The organism is Psychrobacter sp. GP33 (assembly GCF_014119005.1).
Lineage (GTDB): Bacteria > Pseudomonadota > Gammaproteobacteria > Pseudomonadales > Moraxellaceae > Psychrobacter.
On the sequence record NZ_JACGYX010000007.1, the window covers coordinates 1 to 18661 of the forward strand.

Consider the following 18661-nt stretch of genomic DNA (forward strand, 5'->3'; position numbering starts at 1 on the left):
GAAGATTTTTGATATGGATTAGATAATTAATAAACTTTAAAACAAGAAATAAAAAAACGCCCAGTGTTAATGTTGGGCGTTTTTTTTAATAATTGAGATAGGTTATAACTTTAAGACTAAGAATGTGGTTTTATCGTTTGTCCTAACTTAATAGCAGCTGCAATATTAACGGCTGTTGTTTCAACATTATCATAAGCACCCTTCAACACATTATCGATGGTATCTATCTTTTGGATACTGGGCATAACGACTTCGAATTGAGAAGTTTGAGCAGGTTTTAGCCCATCGACGCTACCGCAAATCGCAATGACAGGTTTATGATGAGCGCGCGCAAGTTGGCTGACACCGCCAGCGACTTTGCCCATGGAGGTTTGCGCATCAAGTTTGCCTTCGCCCGTTATCACGAGGTCAGCATTAGCAATATACTGCGATAAATTCACCGCCTTTGCCACCGTATCAAAACCTGATTGCAATTGTGCATTGCAAAAGGTCATCAATGCAAATCCAAGACCACCAGCCGCACCAGCTCCTGCGACATGCTGATTATAGCTATAGCCGTGTCTCTGGCACATCATCGCAAAGTGATTTAATGCTTTCTCTAGTTGAGTTACTTGTTCAGGATTAGCCCCTTTTTGCGGTGCAAAAATAGCGCTGGCACCCAATACGCCGCATAAAGGGTTGGTCACATCGCAAGCAACTTCAAACGTCGTTGTTACTATATTTGGGTTAAATATTGAGTTGTCTATCTCCTGTAACTTATCAAGTTGACCACCACCTTGGGGGACCCAATTATCTTGGAAATCGTAAAAACGCATTCCTAAAGCCATCAACATACCTGCACCAGCATCATTGGTTGCACTACCACCGAGACCGATGATAATGCGTTTTGCCCCTTTATTTAACGCATCATTGATAAGTTCGCCAACGCCAAAGCTACTGGTCGCTAGCGGATTTCTCTCCTCTATCGTTAATAGATGCAGACCACAAGCTTCCGCAATTTCGATAACGGCAGTGCCATTATCCAATAGCAAATAGCGTGCGGTAATTGGGCGCATGAGAGGATCATTTACCACTACGCTTTGCCAGTCACCACCAAGCGCATAAGACAATACTTCAGACGTACCTTCGCCACCATCTGCCATTGGCAACAATGTATAGTCAGCATTTGGAAAAACCTGACTGAACCCTGATCGGATAGCTTGGCAAACATCGATAGCGGCTAGGCTTTCTTTGAACGAGTCTGGTGCGATTAAGATATTCATTTAAGGCTCTGTGGTAAAAGGCTTTTTTAGTCTCGAATTAAGAACGCCCATTAAAAATAATAGGCGTCATTATAAACAAGCGTTCTTAGGCGAATTAATAAATGCTTAGTCCTTTAATACTTCTACCATCGCATTAGCAACATAGTCAATATTGCTGGCATTTAAGCCCGCTACACACATGCGCGAATTGGATATCATATAAATACTAAATTCACTTTGTAAGCGCGCCACTTGCTCAGGCGTCAGTCCAGTAAAGCTAAACATACCATTTTGACGGGTAATATAATCAAAATTGCGCTCAGGTAACTTGGCTTCTAATACTGATTTAAGCGCTAGACGCATGGCTTTAATACGATCACGCATGCCATAAACCTCACCAACCCATTGTTGATGTAGGGCTTCATCATTCATAACAATATCGACCACATGTCCGCCATGAGAAGGTGGGCTTGAGTAGATAGAGCGTACGATAAAGTTCAACTGACCAAACACCCGTACGGCTTCATCAGGCGTTGGGCAAACGATTGATAGACCACCAACGCGCTCACCATATAAAGACAAGTTTTTAGAAAATGAATTACTGACAAACACGGGTAAGCCCATATCAACCGCTTTACGAATCGCATAAGCGTCGCTATCAATATCTTCACCAAAACCTTGGTAAGCAATATCCATAAACGGTATAAGTTCATGCTTTTGAATAACTTCTAGCACGGTGTTCCATTGGTCTTGAGTCAAATCCATACCAGTTGGATTATGGCAACATGGATGGAGTAATATCACGTCATTTTTATTCAAATCGCTAAGGAAGCTTAGCATCTCATCAAACTTTACACTATTAGTGGCGCTATCATAGTAAGGATAGGTGCCTACTTCAACGTCACTACCAGCAAAGATGGCAATATGATTGCCCCAAGTTGGGTCGCTGACATAGCACTTAGATTGCGGAAACCATTTGTTGATAAATTCTGCACCGACTTTTAAGGCACCAGAGCCACCAATTGTTGCGATGGTTGCAACACGATTTTCTTGTACTGCTTTAGCATCTTTACCAAATAATAAATCCTGACATGCTTGACGATGCCCTGGCAATCCTGCCATCGGTAAATAAGGACGAGGCGCAGTGGATGCAGCGAGGCGCTGTTCAGCCGTTTTTACACAGTCGAGTACCGGCATTTTGCCTGCTGCATTATAATAAATGCCAATACCTAAATTAACTTTAGTAGGACTAGTGTCAGCCAAAAATTCATCCATCAATCCTAAAATTGGATCACCTGCATAATATTCGATACGTTCAAACATATTGTTTTCCAGTTATTTAATTGCTTTATAAGAGATTTAAATCGAGGGTCTAAAGCATAAATCAGATTGCGGATTAACTCAACGTTAAATGAATGAATAACGTATTAAGAAATCAGGGTGCTTTGATATTTCTTTTATAGAATATCATCTTGATATGACTGCTATCACTTTATACGTTATATAAGTATGTGATGTCTCAAAATCCGTGGTTAAAAACAGGAACAATGCCTTCGATAATTGAAAAGAATTAGGATTGAATTATCGTATGCAATTTTTAGTTAACTATGACTGCGTTAACTCTGCGCGTTGCTCCTTAGTATAGAAAAGCATTGGTGCTAAGTGTGATTTCTGCAGAAGTAGTACGGCGCTGATAGTAGTAACCGAGTTGTTGCCGTTACTATATATAGTCCACTTGAATTACCACTTGATAGGGAATAAGGCGTTACCTTATATGGTTGATTGTCGTGCATAGTCGGGAACACAACTGAGTAGCAAAACGCTATAAAAAATGTTAAGTTATAAAGATGATAATTATTATCATTAATGGTTTTTCTTTTTATCTTTAGAGTTATCTCTTTTATAACAGGTTGAGATAAAAAGTACAGTTATAAATAAATCTAGTATCGGTAATTTTGATTAAATAAAATAAGGAGTTGTTATGAGTAATACTAATATGAACTCAACTGATAAAATCGCGGTTATCCCAAGCCACTGGAAAATAAAACGTTCCACCCATTTTTTCACCAAAGATAAAGTTCCTAATGCATTATTGACTCATCACAATACGGCAGAGGGTGTATACGGGCAAATTTGTGTCATGCAGGGTACGGTTATCTTTTATGGTTTTGCTGATGAAGCGGCTACTGAACCTGAAAAAACCATTGTCATTGAAGCAGGACAATTTGCTGTCAGTCCGCCTCAATACTGGCACCGTGTAGAGTTAAGTGATGACGCCCAATTCAATATCAATTTTTGGACAGAAGGTGACACTGGTAATAAATCGATGTTTAATAGCTCAAAAATCCATACCAAACCTATTGAAAAGTTATTTGATAAATCAGATGAGTCCTAATTTATTATGAGGTTCAAGCTAGAGTTTATTTACTGAACGTAGATTCCAGGGTTATTTGGATGATAGAGAGTGCAAGTGTATATATGAAAAATAAATATTAACATTTATATTAAACGAATATTAATATGTTTCCAGTTTAATGCTAAGTGTAAACACTTAATAAATAATTCCGCTAATTCGATTGTTAGTAGGAAATTAAATCTATTAACTTGATATAGATATTATGATCAACAGCGATACCTAAGAATTTCTTAAGCATTTAGCTTACTTAACAGATTGATACTAGTGGGTATAATTATTTTTATTTTGGAAAGTATTATTTTACCTTTAAACATTCATTTTAAATATATCTTTTAAAGATTTTTTAATCTATCTAGCCAATAGGAGCAAGATATGGGCGAGTACAAGAAACCCCAACCTTGGCAATGGTGTCGAACTATTTTACTAAAATGAATATAAACCTTAAGTATATGATATTAATTGATATAATAATAAGGTTATAATAAAAATAATGGAGATTTTAGGGTAATTAAAAGATATTTTTAATATTTTCGTCACGGTATAATTGCATATATTGATACCTAAATATTATTAATATATTATAAAGCTACTCCTACCGTATCGTCAACATCATGACACAGTATTGGTAAAAAGCTCAGAGGTGATAAATGTCAAAGCAACAATCTGCCCGCCTTCATTCTTTTACCCCCAGTCATACTACTTTGACTGTTCACCCTAAGGTTTTATCGGCCTACAAAACTTGGCTCAAGTATCGTCCTAAAACATCGCCTATACACCTCAATGGTATCGATAAATATCATAGACCACTTACAAGAATTATTTATCACAACAAAAATCATTATTTCTATTTTGATAATTTTGAACGTATGTCAAATGTGTTCCAGTATGAAATCAATATAAGCCAACCCTTCGTCATTATTACAGGTAATGATCAGCAGATTACTAAGGCGGCATGGGCTGAGGTATTGAAACTGTGTTTTTATAAAAATGTCGACCACGTTTCCTTATGGGAACAATTACAAGAGCATTGTTCCGCAACAACACTAAAAGAATTGATGGGCTGTGACAGTCTTTACAACGAGGACTATTGCAGCTTTGCAGGCATCAAGATGGATCAGTATTCTTACGCGCAGAAATCTTTAAAGCAAAATAAAGAAACGTTTGATTTGGCTCAGAATACGGATTGGATCGATGGATAGTGTGAAAGAATGGATCCCTAGGGTCTTAGAGGTCGAAGAGGTGCATCGTCTAATCGGGCTAATTGTGCCATACGATTCACCATTGTCAGTCCAAATACATATATTAGTATTTGATCTAATAAGGCTGTCACCAAACTACTTAATCAATACGGATGTTGAGAGTGCAGATTCAAGTTTAACTAAACTGACCGATGAGCAATGCATTGTCATCATAAAAGCAGTCAACTCTAATAAAAACACTAAAGCTTGGTCTGTTCCTTTTATGTTAGCTATCTTTACTAACTATTATAGGAAAAAGCCATTTACTGATAAAACTTGGCTCTTTATGAGCAAGTATCTCCAACTCATACTTCTAATAGCAGAGCGTGAGGATAAGCATTTCAATAAGATTAATGCGCTTGGTGTTCGTATAAGAATGGCGCTCACAAAGAACTCTTCTCAGACTGAAATTATCGATGAGCTTATACGTATACATGACTCATCTGCTAATGTTATTGAGAACTTTGCTGACATAAAAACCTATGAGCAAAATATGGATCATAGGGAGCAGACAGGCATAGTTAAAACCAAAAGCACAGCTACGAAAATAGGCAAAATAAGGCTTGCCTATGAAGTTATTATTAAAGATAAGGATTATATCGATAGAAAACGAAAATCTAATGCTCAGGCTGCCGTTTTAAAAACACCGAGAGATGAGCAGGTTTTGCCTTTTGTTACTGAAAGAACGCGTCGAATTCGCTATCCTAAGTTGTCTTTAGATAATAACGTCGTCAAATCAGAAAACCTAGCGGATGATGATCCGCCAGCGTTATTGGATAATCAATTTAACCCCACTAAGACAACTGCTAAATCCTCACAATTACAACAGTATCAGGTCAAAACCAACTACTTGCATAGTAAGCGTAATCGATTTATGTTTCCTAGTAACACTACGCTATTAACATTATCAGATTATCAGTTAGTTTTTTTTAAACTCTGGGATATGTTGTCTAACGAAGCGCAACTTAATAGGCGGATTGCTACTATTTTTTTGTTATCAATGTTAACCGGTAGATCAACTCAAACCGTAATTCATGAGGTAGCAAGCAATAAAAGCCAAAGACAGTTTCTGGTGGAAGAGGAGAGCGGTATAGCCGTTATTCGAAACCGTATTAACGTGACAGTTAACCAGCGTGATGCAATAAAGCAAGTGGTCAAAAGCGATAGCAATCATTTTAGTTTGGCGCTACCAGAAACATTGCAAGGTATATTACAGTTTAAGTTTGCAGTAGAGCCAAACGAAGTCAACCAAACTCTTAAACTACTTAAAGAAGATTTATCTTTACCTTTATTATCAAGTCAACATATAGAATCAGCGCTAGCCTTTATTATTACTCATCAAATCGGTGAACCACTACACTCAGACATTCTTACAGGTGTGGAAGTGGAGCATTCATCACCACTTTACTATACCAGCATCAAAACCTCCTCTTTATTGCATACTTACCAAATCGCAATCAATATGCTTAGTGCTCGATGCTTTAAAGATTTTAGGAGTAACCTGTACTCTAAAGTCGGTGATTCTCAAAAGTCTTCCATCTATTCAGACCCAAAACATCATCAAATGTGGCAAACGCATAAGTATACATATTTTTCCAATGTATCATCTGTTGCTAGTAATGAAAATAAAATCTTTGTCGGTAGTAATATGGCATTGACTGATAATGTTTGTGGTAATTTTTTCGCTCTGCTTGCCGATAATGTACGAGGTGATAGTCGACAATTAAACCGGGGCAAAAACGATCGAGAGGATGAATATATCAAGCAATTTAATGCTTATAGCCTATGGCTATGGCATGTTATTCAAATCCAGACCGGTATAAGACCCGTTAATGATGTACCTGGATTTTTAAATCAGTTCAACTTTAGCCATGACATGTATTGGATGTCAGATAAATCTATACGCCAAGGTAAAGATTATGGTCGCCTCATTCCTATCAGTCATTTTTTGAAAACGGCATTGAAAAATTATATTAGCTATATCAAGCATTTTGCTAGTGAGCATAATCCTTTGTATCCAGAACACAGGCTTGAAATTGATAAGATGCTGCAATCAGAAATCTCTCTTTTACAAATTTTTAGCTTTAACCCGAAAAAGTTTATGCCTATCACACCAAGACGTATTAGAAGCGCTGTCGGCAATGCGCTTCCTCATCAAGATAATTGGCTGCGACATCAACTACGCTCCATGCTGACCAACGAAGTCGACGAGTTATACATCTGTGCCTTATTCGGTCATTAACATGCGGATCAAGAGATATTTCATCCGATGTCCTCTATATCTATAAATCAATATAGGGAAGAGCTATTGCCCCAGTTAGATCGTGTGGTACAAAAGCTTGATCTTAAGCAAGTGGAGGTCAGACGTTATGGCTGAGCCAACAGAGTTATTTTCACACGAGCGCAGAGCCGCTAATTTACAGCATCAGAAGTTACTCTTAGTCGGGAAAGCTGAAGTTATCGTTACTGATTATTTATACAAACATAAGCCCTTTAATGATTCCGATATGGTAGAACATTACCGTATTATCGATAATGAGTTATCGATAAAGTTTACTACATTCAATCAATACCGCTGTGCAAGGCAAGGGTTTCTACAAGCAGTTAGGAATTACAATAAAATTAACAACTGCTCGTTAGATGAGCCAGTCGTTCCTATTGTGGCTGAACGAGATAAACTCACCATTAGCTATGAGTGGTTTGTTGAAGGTTCAAAGGTTTCGAGTGCTTGGGAGACGATGCAGTTATCTTGGCAAAATAAGAGTAAGTTTAGTGCCAATGATTACGTAGCTTACTTTTTATATAGCAGTGTTATATTCGGCGGCCTAAATGATTTATCTGCATTAAAGGCGTTGTATCAGTGGGTCTTTAGCGATCGACAACTATATCTTGTGAATCTAAAAAAACAGGCTGAAGATAATAAGAAGTTAAATGCTAATAGAATTTTGCTCGTGATCCCTTTAGAGATCAGAGATGACAAATATGGTTGCAGAGTTGATGGCAACGATGATTCATTGACTCGCTATGTTTCTTATGTTCCTGATGACCTAAGTCTTATGTTTCTATACGCTTTAGGTGATACTAGTATAAATAAGCGGGAAATACAGGAGTTTGAGACGATTATCAAAGGATTGAACAATAAGTTTGAACTTACTTGCCGAGATCCAAAAAAAATCCATTTATCACATCTTATCAAATACGCTAATTTTCATTGGCGGCAGTGGCTTGGTAGTGCTATCGATGGCGCTGGCAGTCTAGTCATGCAAGGACAACTTAAAAGTACGTCACTACCTACTGAGCAATTAGTTAGTTATAACCAAGAAGTTATTCAAAGTACCCAACCAGCTATTACTTGGCAACAGCTGTTTATTCAAAGCACATCATCGAACGATACCTCTAAGCCCAGTAAAAGCTATCCCGCTTTTAGCAAGAATATCATTCAGCTCATTCAAGAGGCATTGAAAGGAACTCGATTATCTGCCAAAGATACTATTAACAACATAAAAGATGAATTTCCTCAGCCCAACGCCATACGTCTGCTAGGCTGGGTACTATTTTTACTAGAAGGTAATCAAACCAACCTAAACTCAGTCAGTAAATATGTAGGTTGTATTGGACGTGAATGGCTTATGTTGACCATGGATGAAGAATTAGAGGAATGGGGTACCAATGATTATGAAGAAATATATGAGCAAATTATCTTAAGTAAAGTCAAAGATGCTCGTAAAAAAGATGTTTTGCAGAAAGACCCGATCGATGATAGAGATGATATTGAGCTTGATGATGACGATGTCAAGAATAGTGGAGGTGACGATTTAGAGGAACCAATATCTGATTTAACGCAGGTGCTAGACGAAAATAAAGAGTCAAAGAATGAGAGTCAACAATCCACTAGCTTAGATGAGCTTAAAGACACCCAGTCTTATACTTACGGACGATTACGCGCTTTTCACCGATACCAGATGCAGTATTTCGAAGCTCCTGACGTGATTTTTGCATGGGGAGAAAACAAACAGGTCGTCAAAGCGAGCATGGTCTCACCTCGGGTGTATAAGGCTATGTATGAAACGCTACAAGCATCTGAATTAAACAAGAGTCAAACGCTTTTATGCCAGACGATATTAATTTTAGCGTATCGTACTGGCATGCGCATTAATGAGCTTGAAGGTATAAAACTCAAGAATGTAAAAGCCCTTTTGGATATTAGCATTGTACTGACGCCAAACCCTTATCTACGTCTTAAAAGTAGCAGTGCTAAAAGAAGAGTATTATTGGCGGCGTTTTTAAAGGAAGATGAGTTAAAAATAGTTACGTTGTTTATTGCTCAGCAACAAAGAATGGGTGCGTCCTATTTATTTTCACAAGGGGCTAGTAGGCAGCCACTCCCAACGTATTTTTTTAGCAATTTGATGAGAATACTATGGGATAAAGTACTTGGACAAGATAATCATAATTATACTTTTCATAGCCTTAGGCATACGGCAATCAGTCAATTAGCGCTAGCTATTAACGGTTCGGCATTAGCAGAGGTGATGACCGACTATACCTTGGATAAATGCCAGAACATCGCTGATAGCTTGGCAGGTTATCATCAAAATCAAGGTGCTTGGTTTGGATTAGCAAGTTTCGTAGGTCATCTCACTTGTGACACTACCTTTGAGCATTATATCCATACCGCACATTTATTAGCAGGATGGCAGCTGAGGAAAGCTAAAATCGAAATACCTTTTACTGTGCTGAAAAGTATAACTGGTATAGATTACCAAACCGTCAATTATCACGATAAAACGGCTTATAATAAATCTACTAAGACAGTAGTGTTAAAGAAATTAAGACCTTATTTTGCAAAAAAGCTAAAAGCACATCACACTCCTTTATTTACAGCACCCGATATGAGTTCTCAACTTATCCAGCATAATAATGAAGGTGAGGGGATACAGTACTCTGTTTTTATTGATGCAAGGTACGATGCTGTTATTAGCTTTATAAGAGAAATAGATAGAATCAGACCTGAGGTGCGCGAAAAAGAGTTGGAAAATATAGCGATAAAACACGGTATTCATTTACTCAATGCACGAGAGCTATATAAAAACGCGAGTAGCTTAAATAATAACGATAAGCTCATCACTCAAGTCAAAGGTCAAACTGCTCAAGCCATTATTACTACGGCATTGGATAACGCTTATAACCTGTCCGTACAGAAACCTGATCAATTACGAGAGTTCGTCAGTATTTATAAGCAAAAGCACATTACCTCTAGATCTTACTTAAAATTTGGCATTAAAAAATCTCAACATGAGCTGTTGGCTGAATTTTTGAAGATAGGGTGTGAAATTATTGCTCCTCACCATTGGCAACTGACTTCTAGTAGCGTAAAAGAGGTTAGGGAGTTCAAGAAAAAACATAAACTTGATATCACCATTAGGGTAGAAGCTAACCAAAACTGTGTAGGCTTTGAAGCTAGAGTTGTCAGAAAAATGAAATCCAAATCTGAAAAACAAGCTACTTATGAATCTTCCGGTGTCTTGAAGTTTTTGGGAGAGGTGTTAGTAATACTGATTGACTGTAGCAATAATGAAAAGGGCTAGTGCATACTAGCTTCTACCGTCAGGTTGTGTAACTAAAAACTCCCAAGTTTACTTGTACAGTTTCTTAAGCATAGCTCAAGACGATGCAGGCTTATTTATTAGCAGATCAATTGGAAAGATTAAAAGACTGGAAACAGGCAATCGTGCTATTTTTGCCGAATGCTTGAAAAATCAGGTTTCTTGGTTCCGCCCATACGTAAATGGAGATGGTTTATGAAAAAATATTTAATGACTTGGTATGGAATTACTGATCTTAAAGCTTCACTTGAATTAGAACAGTCAACGGGGCCTGTTTTAGGAGCTTTGCTTACTGAGGATTATGACGAAGTAGTAATTCTTGGTTTTACTCAAGTTGGTAAGTCCAATGAAGATAATCTATCTAACACCCAAGCATCTGAGATAAAAGATGCTGACCTGATTGTCGTAAGACGGTTTATTAATCAATTTTCTAATACAGAAGAGGCACATACTCACTTTTTAGTCTGGCTTAAAAAACAACTAAAAGACATGGGGAAAAATATTAAAGTGAGTTTTAACTCTGTTAAATTGATACATCTGAATGATACTGAAGGAATCTATGAAGCAGCAACACAGTCTTTAGATTTGGTTGCTCATAAAGAAGGTGAGAAGCTCGTCACACTTTATTTAAGTCCAGGAACGCCAGTTATGGCTTTCGTATGGGCATTTGCTGCGCTGACACATCCAAATCTTAAAAAGCGACTTATAGCAGCTTCTCAATATGGTAAACCACCAGAAGAAATTGTATTACCGAATAATTGGATGGAATGGCATGGTAAACAAATTAAAGCTTGTGAGGTAAACTCATCGCGTTACGATGTTATTTTTCATTTATTTGGTGATCAACGCATTCCTAGCTTGCTTGGAATTAATCAATTCCACAGCAAGAAACACATTTTTCTTAATTCAAAGAAGTTTCCTGCTGACATTATGAAACAGTTCATTACTAAGGCTGACTTTGACCAAATTTCAGTCGATCCTTACGATCCTGAAGAGGTTCGTTCTACTATTTTAAATATTACTAGCAAAATGGCAGGTAACTCGAAAGTTGGTTTCAATTTAACAGGAGGAACTAAGTTGATGTATGCAGGAGCGCTTGCTGCTTGTCGTAAGATTAACGCAACTCCATTTTATTTTGACAGCCGAAGCCATCAGGTTGTTAACTTGAATGACTTTACTAGAGAAGACACGAAGTTAATAGAGTCTGTAGAAACCTTTTTCATGCTTAATGGAGATGAGTTATTTATTTCAAAACCTGGTTATTGGGATGATATAGCAGACATAAGGAACCCAGATAGAGAACGTTTGACAAATGAATTATGGAAAATACGCTCTAAATTAACTGGTCTCTATAGGAGTCTAGTTAAATATAACGATAGCTTTCAACCGTTTCAACTAAATCATAAAGATATATTTGTCGAACTTTCACGTGATAGAAGCGTCAAAATTAGTATTGGTGCTAAGTTTTTTGAATTTCAAGAATGGGAGGACTTTGCTAAATATCTCTCAGGAGGATGGTTTGAAGAATACGTCTTTATGAAGTTACAGCCACTGATTGCTTCGAGCTTAATAATGGATATGCGGATGGGCTTAGAAGTTGCGTTTAAAAGTAGCTCACAGCCAGGTAATAAAGCGGTTTCCTTTGAGCAGTTAAAGCTACAAGTGCGCAAACAAACCGAAGGAGAGAAGTATCAGGAGCTTGACATTGTTTTTACTGATGGCCGTCGGCTTTATATTGTAGAGTGTAAATCCGGCAATATAAAAACAGATCAAATAATGCAGCTACAAAATATTGTTAGGTTCTATGGAGGAGTGGAAGGTGAGGGTATTCTAGCTTCATGCTTTTTGTCTTCTAATAAAGTGGTTGATAAGAAAATTAAAGATTCAACAAATATTAAAAAAGCTTCAGGTGAAAATTTAATATATGAGTTAAATCAGATTATAAAGTCTGGAGTTCTCAGTCGATGAAAACATCTATTTATCTGTTTTTTGATGTTTCCAGTAGCATGAATTAGTTAGGGGAAATTCATCTTCAGCGAAACTTGTGATGTTATATTGCTCAACTGCAGCTTATAGATCAGGGAAAATATGCAAATATAGATATTAATTTTATGAATGGGCTCAAAATATTTCCGAGATCGCTGTGCAAAGCGATGGGGCTATAACTAACCTAAACACTCGATGTTCGTCGAGCCTGAATATATCATGTGATTTTCTATTTCAGAATCTAAACAGTACTGAGAGATCGAAGGTTCTCATTCTCTCTGATGGTAACTTTTCTAATTTGAACATATTAAGTTTTCATAGCCAATCGAGTTCAATTTCTGATTTGATTATTTGGACTGTTGCAGCAGGCGCTGATGTTTATCTTATGAAGTTGAAGAAAGTTTCAACAAATAATAGTGTTTATCTTTTGGAGGATATTGCCTCAGCGTTTGATTGTATTTTTTTTGAAAGTGATGATCAGCTAGCTGTTCCAGTATCTACAGATCAGATTCTTAGGTCCGAACTGGCTGAGCCAATAGAATTAGAGGAAGATTGGGATGCATTATCAAAACTGGAGCAGCTGGCGAGTCTCAGTAACTGGGCCTTTGCATGTAAAAAAATATACCTAACCAAGATTCATAGATGGTACGAAAATACAAATTAGGTAATATCATCGTATCAGATGGTTTAGGTAGTAAATCGCATTCCGATCACGGCTCAAAAATAGCTTGTCTTGCTGTTTTTGAAGCTGCCAAAAGTTATCATAATAATCCTGATGCAAACATCATTGGCATTCTTAGGCTCATCAATGCCAACTGGATTGTAAAAATTGCTCCGTTTACTTATTCAGAATGTTCGGCTACACGCCTCTTTGCTATGCAGCATGGAATAGTCGTCACACTGGGTCGTCGCCTTGGAGATGGAATGATTGCTATTTTTGTGTAAGTCGAAGGAAAGCCATTATTCTTGGTGATAATAAGAAATGTAGTGGGTGGCTTAGGTTGTTGTACTGACGTCTTGGGTCAGAGATGTCTTTTGAGTAGGTTATGGGGTTGTCTAAGATAATCTGCTCCCAAATTATGTACTATCGCATCTCTTTGTAGTGTGATTGGTATGATCGATTTATTTATTTATTCTATCAAATAAGCTTCCGTGATATAGTCGGGACGGTTTACCCAACAGGAAGTAATGCTAAGCAACGGCTTGGGCATATTTTGATAAAGGCAGTAAGGAGTAAATATGTCAGATCTAGGTATTCATGCTTGCGGTAATAATAACGTGCTCGTTAATATTATTGATGTAGAAAGCTACAAGTTTCAGTATTCAGATTTGGTCGCTTTAATAGTATTCAGTGGGTTCAAGAAGTGAAAACTATTCTGCTGTCCGTTATGGGAACAAGTCCTCAAGTACTAACTGAAACTCTCTATGCTATTTACAAGCAGGGTAAGCCTTTTCCTGACGAGGTTTACTTAATCACTTCAGAAAATGCCAAGGCAAAAGCAGTTGAATGGTTGTTTGAAAAAGAACAGATAGAGCATTTAAAAGCTCACCATAGACTGCCAGACTTTAAGTTTGAGTTAGATCATATCTTGCTTATGGAGCATGATAATGGTGAGTTAGTATTTGACGGCAGTGAAGAGCAGGATCAGCAAAGTATTGCAGACTCTATTACTCGTATTGTGGCTAAGTTCACCTCTGATGAAAACTGTCGGATTCATGCATCTATAGCAGGCGGTCGTAAGACCATGGCATTTTATATGGGTTATGCTATGTCAATTTTTGGTCGTGAGCAAGATGTCCTTAGCCATGTTTTTGTTAGCAAAGATTTTGAATTTTCTGATCAGTTTTTTTTCCCAACCTTGGACGATAATTATATTGCCAAGAACGATAAGGTTTTGAATACCAAAGCTGCAAAAGTAAACCTTTTGGAGATTCCATTTGTACGTATGCGAAATATGGTGGATCAAAGCTTTATAAATCAGATTGAGAGTAACTCCTTTAGTAAAACCATTGCATTATTAAATACTTATAAAAATAAAAGAGTAAAAGTTAAAATTATATCTAAGAAGAAATATATTTTAGTAAATGGCATTAAGATTAAACTCCCGCCAAAAGAGCTTGCATTTTATTTTTGGTTGAGCCAGTTACCTAGTAGAAAAATTGATATGGATCGTCAGTTTTGTGATGATCTAGTGCATAGCGCGTCTTATTTAAAAACCTATTCAATGATTGCTGGTGATAGTCGAGTATTTGCTTCTTTCAATGTTGATAGAGAAGTAGTTGAGGAGAATACGGTAGAGTCTCTATCAAAGCTGCCAGGCCTAAAACCATTAGAAAAATATTGGCTTCAGCAAGCTCGCTCTAAGATTAACAGTCAATTTAAGCAATGGCTTGAAGCAGCTGTGTGTAGCGAGGTTGAGATTGGTAGTAACGAGTACAACACACAGCTACATGAGGTTTGTTACTTTATTCCTGAAACATTAGTCGTTGAGCATGATTTAAGTGTAAATAAATTTACTCATGAAGCTAATAGTATCGATCTTGTATCAAAACTTTAGCTATATAAATTGGCACAGCTCTAATTTAATATCTAGGGACAATGTAAGCATATGCAAAAAGATAAATGTTTGATTTGTAATATCGGCGCTTCCATTAGTAATGGTTGTGAATTGCAACATGAATACTTTAAGTTAGGCCATGAATGGGAAGAAGATACTAAAGCCTTTGAGCAGCAAATAAGCATGTGTGTAGCAGAACTTAAAAAACGTTTATAAAGTTTCTGCCGAGATTAACTCGCTTGAACGCTTAGGTTTGAAAAAACCAGTAAAGTAGTTTTGTTGTCAACAGATAATGTCGCCAGTAAAGCTTGTGCTAACGAAATAAAAAAGCATCAAAAGAACAGAGCTTCCGCGAGTTGGTCAAAAAGGTTTTGGCCTATTTAAACAATGATGACCTAAATTAACAACATGGTGTGGTATTAAACCTAACTCAAGACTACAAGAAAGTGATTCAGTTTTTAACTTTGTTAGACATGCTGTATGGCAAACACAGTGTATGTATTTTTAAACGCGCTGAGCAATTGATTAGTCTACTACCGCTACCATTTACTTTTGATATTTACAATCGTGTTGTGCCAGCGCTAAAAAGCATTGATGAGCAAACAGCTATTAGTAAGCAAGAGTACTACTCCTTTATTATGGATTATACCGAGCAGGAAAAGCTCTTGCCTACTTCATTTATAGAGCCTATTGGCGACAATATGATAACTATCTCATCTTTTGCCGAAGTACTGTTATCAATAGAAAAGCTCAATGCTACCCCTGTTGCTAGTCAAAGTATTTTAGAATAGCTTTAAGATGATATTGAACAATCAGCGTTAGCTCTGAAGCACTTAATCAAAAACAGTGTGAATCCACTATGACGCAAATAGCATAGCAAAAAATGGCAAAAAAAGGACTTAATCATTATTAAACAAAATACTACTACTGAGCGTCTAGCGGGATTTATAAAAGATGACACTTTTTATGTGGCTTATGCATTTCTTACCCAAGAAAGCTATGAGCGCGACTTACCCAAATATAATGAACAAGGTGCCAAAAAACTCAATTATAAACAATTTTAAATAACTGAAAATATAGGGCAAGTACAAAGCAATAATAGTGCAGACTTGTTAAAAGAACGTGATCAACTGCTAACCAAAAACCGGCAGTTAATCAAAAAACAAAAGTTCTAGAAGAAAAAATAGACAATAACGACTTCGTTAAACTAGAGGAAAAAGAGCAGGTTGAAGGTCTACAGTAAATGATAGTCAAATTAGAAAAGCAAATGATATATGCTAAAGCTGAATTAGAACAGCAAAAAATACAAGCTAAAATAACTCAGCAGAAATTAGAAAGACACGAATTAGGGCAAGAGCTTAACGCACAGCAGCAACAAACCGCTCAAAAATTATTATCAAAAGAATTTTGGTCAAGGTTTGCTCATATTTTTGAAGGTGGTAAATAATAATTATTATATAGAATATAAGAATGGACTAGTATCTACTATTTAGCATTAAGTTTGTGTATAGAACCTTGCAGTTAGTAAGCTTGTAAACTCCTTATTTTTTTTAAAAGTGTTACTGTAACTCAACGTATCAAATTATTTGCTGATTTAATAATTAAGATAACTAAACTAAAAGGACAATATTATGACTGGATTTAATCCTGCTGATTTTACTGTAGCTAAAGCGAAACCTTTGCCGGTAGTACTGCTGCTTGATGTAAGTACTAGCATGAATGGTGATAAAATTAATCAACTTAATGCGGCAGTAAAAGAAATGATTTTAGACTTCGCTGCCGCGGAAAAAAATGAAACTGAGATTCTAGTTTCAATCATCACTTTTGGTGCTGAGGTATTGCTGCACACCCCCTATACTTCTGCTAAAGATATTGAATGGCAAGACATGCAAGTCAGCGGTGCCACTCCTATGGGAACCGCTTTTTCGATGGCAAAAGCAATGATTGAAGATAAGGAAGTGACACCGTCGCGTGCTTATCGTCCAACTATTGTTTTAGTCTCAGATGGTGAGCCAAGTGACTCTTGGCAGCAGCCGTTACGCGCTCTAGTTAATGAAGGACGCTCACAAAAATGTGATCGTATGGCAATGGCTATAGGTGGTGAAGCCTCTAATACTGTGCTAAATGAGTTTATTTCGGGTACAGAAAATAAAGTAATTACCGCTCAAGATGCTTCACAAATTCAAGAGTGCTTTAAATTCGTAACCATGTCAGTGACTACTCGTACTAATAGCCAAAATGCAAATATTATACCCAAATCAGAAGAGATTGATAAGTTAATCGAGGAAGAACTGAGCCAGCAATCAGAAGAATTTGAGGATAATGATGATCCTTTCTCATAAGCTGCACTGCATAATAGACTGCTCCGGAAGTATGACGGAATATGGCAAACCAATGTTGTTGATTAACCTGCTGCGTTATATCCGTCAATTTACTGCACAAGATATTAAGAACACACATTACTTCAGTTGGCGAGAGGATATTGCAGAAATCGACTGGCTAACTGAAGCAGATATAGAGCTGCCAGTCACTAAAGGTGGTAGTGATATTGCTAGGCTTTGCGATTGGGGTGAAGCAAATCCTGAGGTAACACTTTTAGTGCTAACAGATGGCTACTTTAAACTAAACGTACAGCAACGGCACCAGCTTAGCCAGTTTGACAATCTATATCTGGTTGGTGTTGGCGGTGATGCTGATTTAGTACAGCTAAATACACTATCGAATCATAGCTTTCGTGCTGATGGGTTAGATCGTGCTCTGCATACAATCTACCGACCAAAAGCTGTTGGGGTTGCCCCATCACACCGATTTGATTTAACTAAAATTATTATTGAAAACGAATCAGAGAATGATGATGAGTGGTAACACGCTAGCATGGCGAGGCTTCGGTGACAGTGAAATAGGTCCACTTCATCAACGTCTTGGTTTACCTAATCAGGATGCCTACTATCTAGAGCTTGAAAGCAATCCAATATTAATTACTTTGTCTGATGGCTTAGGAAGCAAGTCTCTATCACACTTAGGTGCTCAAGCCGTAACTCGGGCTGTGCAAAGATTAGCTCAGCACTCTGTAAACGGATCAGTAGTTCAGCCACTGTCGTTGATTGAGTTATTCTATAACTTCTGGCTAGAAGAACTTAATGGCGTAGATATTGAGCAATGTCGCTGCACGGCACTCTTTGCAATTGTATGGCAGGAGCAGACTTTAATCGCCCAGCTTGGGGACGGTGATTGTTGTATTGTTACTTCAAATCAGGATGGCAATGAGAAAAAGGTTCGGTTTTTAACGGAGAAAAATGACGACCTATTTGCAAATCAAACATATTCTTTAGGTCAAGAGTTACAAGCCAGCCAGTGGCAGTTTTGTTTGCAGCCAACTGTAGAGCTTGATGCTTGCTTCTTGGTAACAGACGGTATTGCTGATGACCTAGCATTAGAGCATAAGACTAGCTTTTACCTTGAGTTGTTGAGTCAATATCAGATATTAGCAGACGAGCAAGTTATGTCTGACGTACGGCGCTGGATTAGCCAGTGGCCGGTTGCCGGTCATAGTGACGATAAGACCATTGTTGCTCTATTTCGCCAATATCCATAGCAAAGTTCACCTTCTGGATTA

At 37.4% G+C, this 18661-nt stretch carries 17 protein-coding genes; 15 read left to right on the forward strand and 2 right to left on the reverse strand.

Annotated features, from left to right (window positions below; all coding sequences use genetic code 11):
- Positions 1–116: 116 nt before the first annotated feature.
- Entirely contained in the window at positions 117–1262 is a 1146-nt protein-coding gene (locus H2245_RS10040; protein WP_182407265.1) for a glycerate kinase, read from the reverse strand.
- Between the two features lie 105 nt (positions 1263–1367).
- Entirely contained in the window at positions 1368–2564 is a 1197-nt protein-coding gene (locus H2245_RS10045; RefSeq protein WP_182407266.1) for an amino acid aminotransferase, read from the reverse strand.
- Between the two features lie 658 nt (positions 2565–3222).
- Here H2245_RS10045 and H2245_RS10050 point away from each other — a divergent pair.
- The 15 genes from H2245_RS10050 (at position 3223) to H2245_RS10105 (ending at position 18640) form a co-directional block, all read left to right on the forward strand.
- Positions 3223–3636 carry a DUF1971 domain-containing protein gene (locus tag H2245_RS10050; protein WP_259365170.1) on the forward strand — a complete coding sequence of 138 codons (414 nt, stop codon included), beginning with the start codon at positions 3223–3225 and terminating at the stop codon, positions 3634–3636.
- A gap of 668 nt (positions 3637–4304) precedes the next feature.
- Positions 4305–4856, forward strand: a complete 552-nt coding sequence (locus H2245_RS10055; RefSeq protein WP_182407267.1) for a hypothetical protein — start codon at positions 4305–4307, stop codon at positions 4854–4856.
- Positions 4849–7137, forward strand: a complete 2289-nt coding sequence (locus H2245_RS10060) for a hypothetical protein (protein WP_182407268.1) — start codon at positions 4849–4851, stop codon at positions 7135–7137. Before H2245_RS10055 ends, H2245_RS10060 begins: the two co-directional genes overlap by 8 nt.
- Before the next feature lie 127 nt (positions 7138–7264).
- Positions 7265–10483, forward strand: coding sequence for a tyrosine-type recombinase/integrase (locus H2245_RS10065; RefSeq protein ID WP_182407269.1), 3219 nt, complete (start codon positions 7265–7267; stop codon positions 10481–10483).
- A 213-nt stretch (positions 10484–10696) separates the two neighbouring features.
- Positions 10697–12469 (forward strand): Card1-like endonuclease domain-containing protein, encoded by a 1773-nt coding sequence (locus H2245_RS10070; RefSeq protein ID WP_182407270.1) that lies wholly within the window; start codon positions 10697–10699, stop codon positions 12467–12469.
- 316 nt (positions 12470–12785) lie between these two features.
- Positions 12786–13151, forward strand: a complete 366-nt coding sequence (locus H2245_RS12120; protein WP_259365171.1) for a hypothetical protein — start codon at positions 12786–12788, stop codon at positions 13149–13151.
- On the forward strand, positions 13130–13432 hold the full coding sequence (locus tag H2245_RS10075) for a protein phosphatase 2C domain-containing protein (protein ID WP_259365172.1): 303 nt from the start codon (positions 13130–13132) through the stop codon (positions 13430–13432). The genes H2245_RS12120 and H2245_RS10075 overlap by 22 nt, the downstream gene beginning before the upstream one ends.
- Positions 13433–13726: 294 nt before the next feature.
- Positions 13727–13855 carry a hypothetical protein gene (locus H2245_RS12125; RefSeq protein WP_259365173.1) on the forward strand — a complete coding sequence of 43 codons (129 nt, stop codon included), beginning with the start codon at positions 13727–13729 and terminating at the stop codon, positions 13853–13855.
- Positions 13852–15045, forward strand: a complete 1194-nt coding sequence (gene csm6, locus H2245_RS10080) for a CRISPR-associated ring nuclease Csm6 (protein WP_182407271.1) — start codon at positions 13852–13854, stop codon at positions 15043–15045. Before H2245_RS12125 ends, csm6 begins: the two co-directional genes overlap by 4 nt.
- A 51-nt stretch (positions 15046–15096) precedes the next feature.
- Complete coding sequence (locus tag H2245_RS10085; RefSeq protein WP_182407272.1) at positions 15097–15261, forward strand: hypothetical protein; 165 nt, start codon at positions 15097–15099, stop codon at positions 15259–15261.
- Positions 15262–15491: 230 nt separating this feature from the next.
- A complete protein-coding gene (locus H2245_RS12000) occupies positions 15492–15836 on the forward strand; it encodes a hypothetical protein (protein WP_220464422.1) in 345 nt (114 codons plus the stop codon).
- A 452-nt stretch (positions 15837–16288) separates the two neighbouring features.
- Entirely contained in the window at positions 16289–16492 is a 204-nt protein-coding gene (locus H2245_RS12005; protein WP_220464423.1) for a hypothetical protein, read from the forward strand.
- A gap of 184 nt (positions 16493–16676) precedes the next feature.
- A complete protein-coding gene (locus H2245_RS10095; protein ID WP_182407273.1) occupies positions 16677–17387 on the forward strand; it encodes a VWA domain-containing protein in 711 nt (236 codons plus the stop codon).
- A 52-nt stretch (positions 17388–17439) separates the two neighbouring features.
- On the forward strand, positions 17440–17910 hold the full coding sequence (locus H2245_RS10100; RefSeq protein WP_259365174.1) for a hypothetical protein: 471 nt from the start codon (positions 17440–17442) through the stop codon (positions 17908–17910).
- Positions 17894–18640 (forward strand): protein phosphatase 2C domain-containing protein, encoded by a 747-nt coding sequence (locus H2245_RS10105; protein ID WP_259365175.1) that lies wholly within the window; start codon positions 17894–17896, stop codon positions 18638–18640. The genes H2245_RS10100 and H2245_RS10105 overlap by 17 nt, the downstream gene beginning before the upstream one ends.
- Positions 18641–18661: the final 21 nt, after the last annotated feature.

Coding starts and splice junctions, on each gene's coding strand:
- H2245_RS10040 (WP_182407265.1), bottom strand. CDS start 1,262: ATGAATATCTTAATCGCACCAGACTCGTTCAAAGAAAGCCTAGCCGCT.
- H2245_RS10045 (WP_182407266.1), bottom strand. CDS start 2,564: ATGTTTGAACGTATCGAATATTATGCAGGTGATCCAATTTTAGGATTG.
- H2245_RS10050 (WP_259365170.1), top strand. CDS start 3,223: ATGAGTAATACTAATATGAACTCAACTGATAAAATCGCGGTTATCCCA.
- H2245_RS10055 (WP_182407267.1), top strand. CDS start 4,305: ATGTCAAAGCAACAATCTGCCCGCCTTCATTCTTTTACCCCCAGTCAT.
- H2245_RS10060 (WP_182407268.1), top strand. CDS start 4,849: ATGGATAGTGTGAAAGAATGGATCCCTAGGGTCTTAGAGGTCGAAGAG.
- H2245_RS10065 (WP_182407269.1), top strand. CDS start 7,265: ATGGCTGAGCCAACAGAGTTATTTTCACACGAGCGCAGAGCCGCTAAT.
- H2245_RS10070 (WP_182407270.1), top strand. CDS start 10,697: ATGAAAAAATATTTAATGACTTGGTATGGAATTACTGATCTTAAAGCT.
- H2245_RS10075 (WP_259365172.1), top strand. CDS start 13,130: ATGGTACGAAAATACAAATTAGGTAATATCATCGTATCAGATGGTTTA.
- H2245_RS12125 (WP_259365173.1), top strand. CDS start 13,727: ATGTCAGATCTAGGTATTCATGCTTGCGGTAATAATAACGTGCTCGTT.
- H2245_RS10085 (WP_182407272.1), top strand. CDS start 15,097: ATGCAAAAAGATAAATGTTTGATTTGTAATATCGGCGCTTCCATTAGT.
- H2245_RS12005 (WP_220464423.1), top strand. CDS start 16,289: ATGATAGTCAAATTAGAAAAGCAAATGATATATGCTAAAGCTGAATTA.
- H2245_RS10095 (WP_182407273.1), top strand. CDS start 16,677: ATGACTGGATTTAATCCTGCTGATTTTACTGTAGCTAAAGCGAAACCT.
- H2245_RS10100 (WP_259365174.1), top strand. CDS start 17,440: ATGTTGTTGATTAACCTGCTGCGTTATATCCGTCAATTTACTGCACAA.
- H2245_RS10105 (WP_259365175.1), top strand. CDS start 17,894: ATGATGATGAGTGGTAACACGCTAGCATGGCGAGGCTTCGGTGACAGT.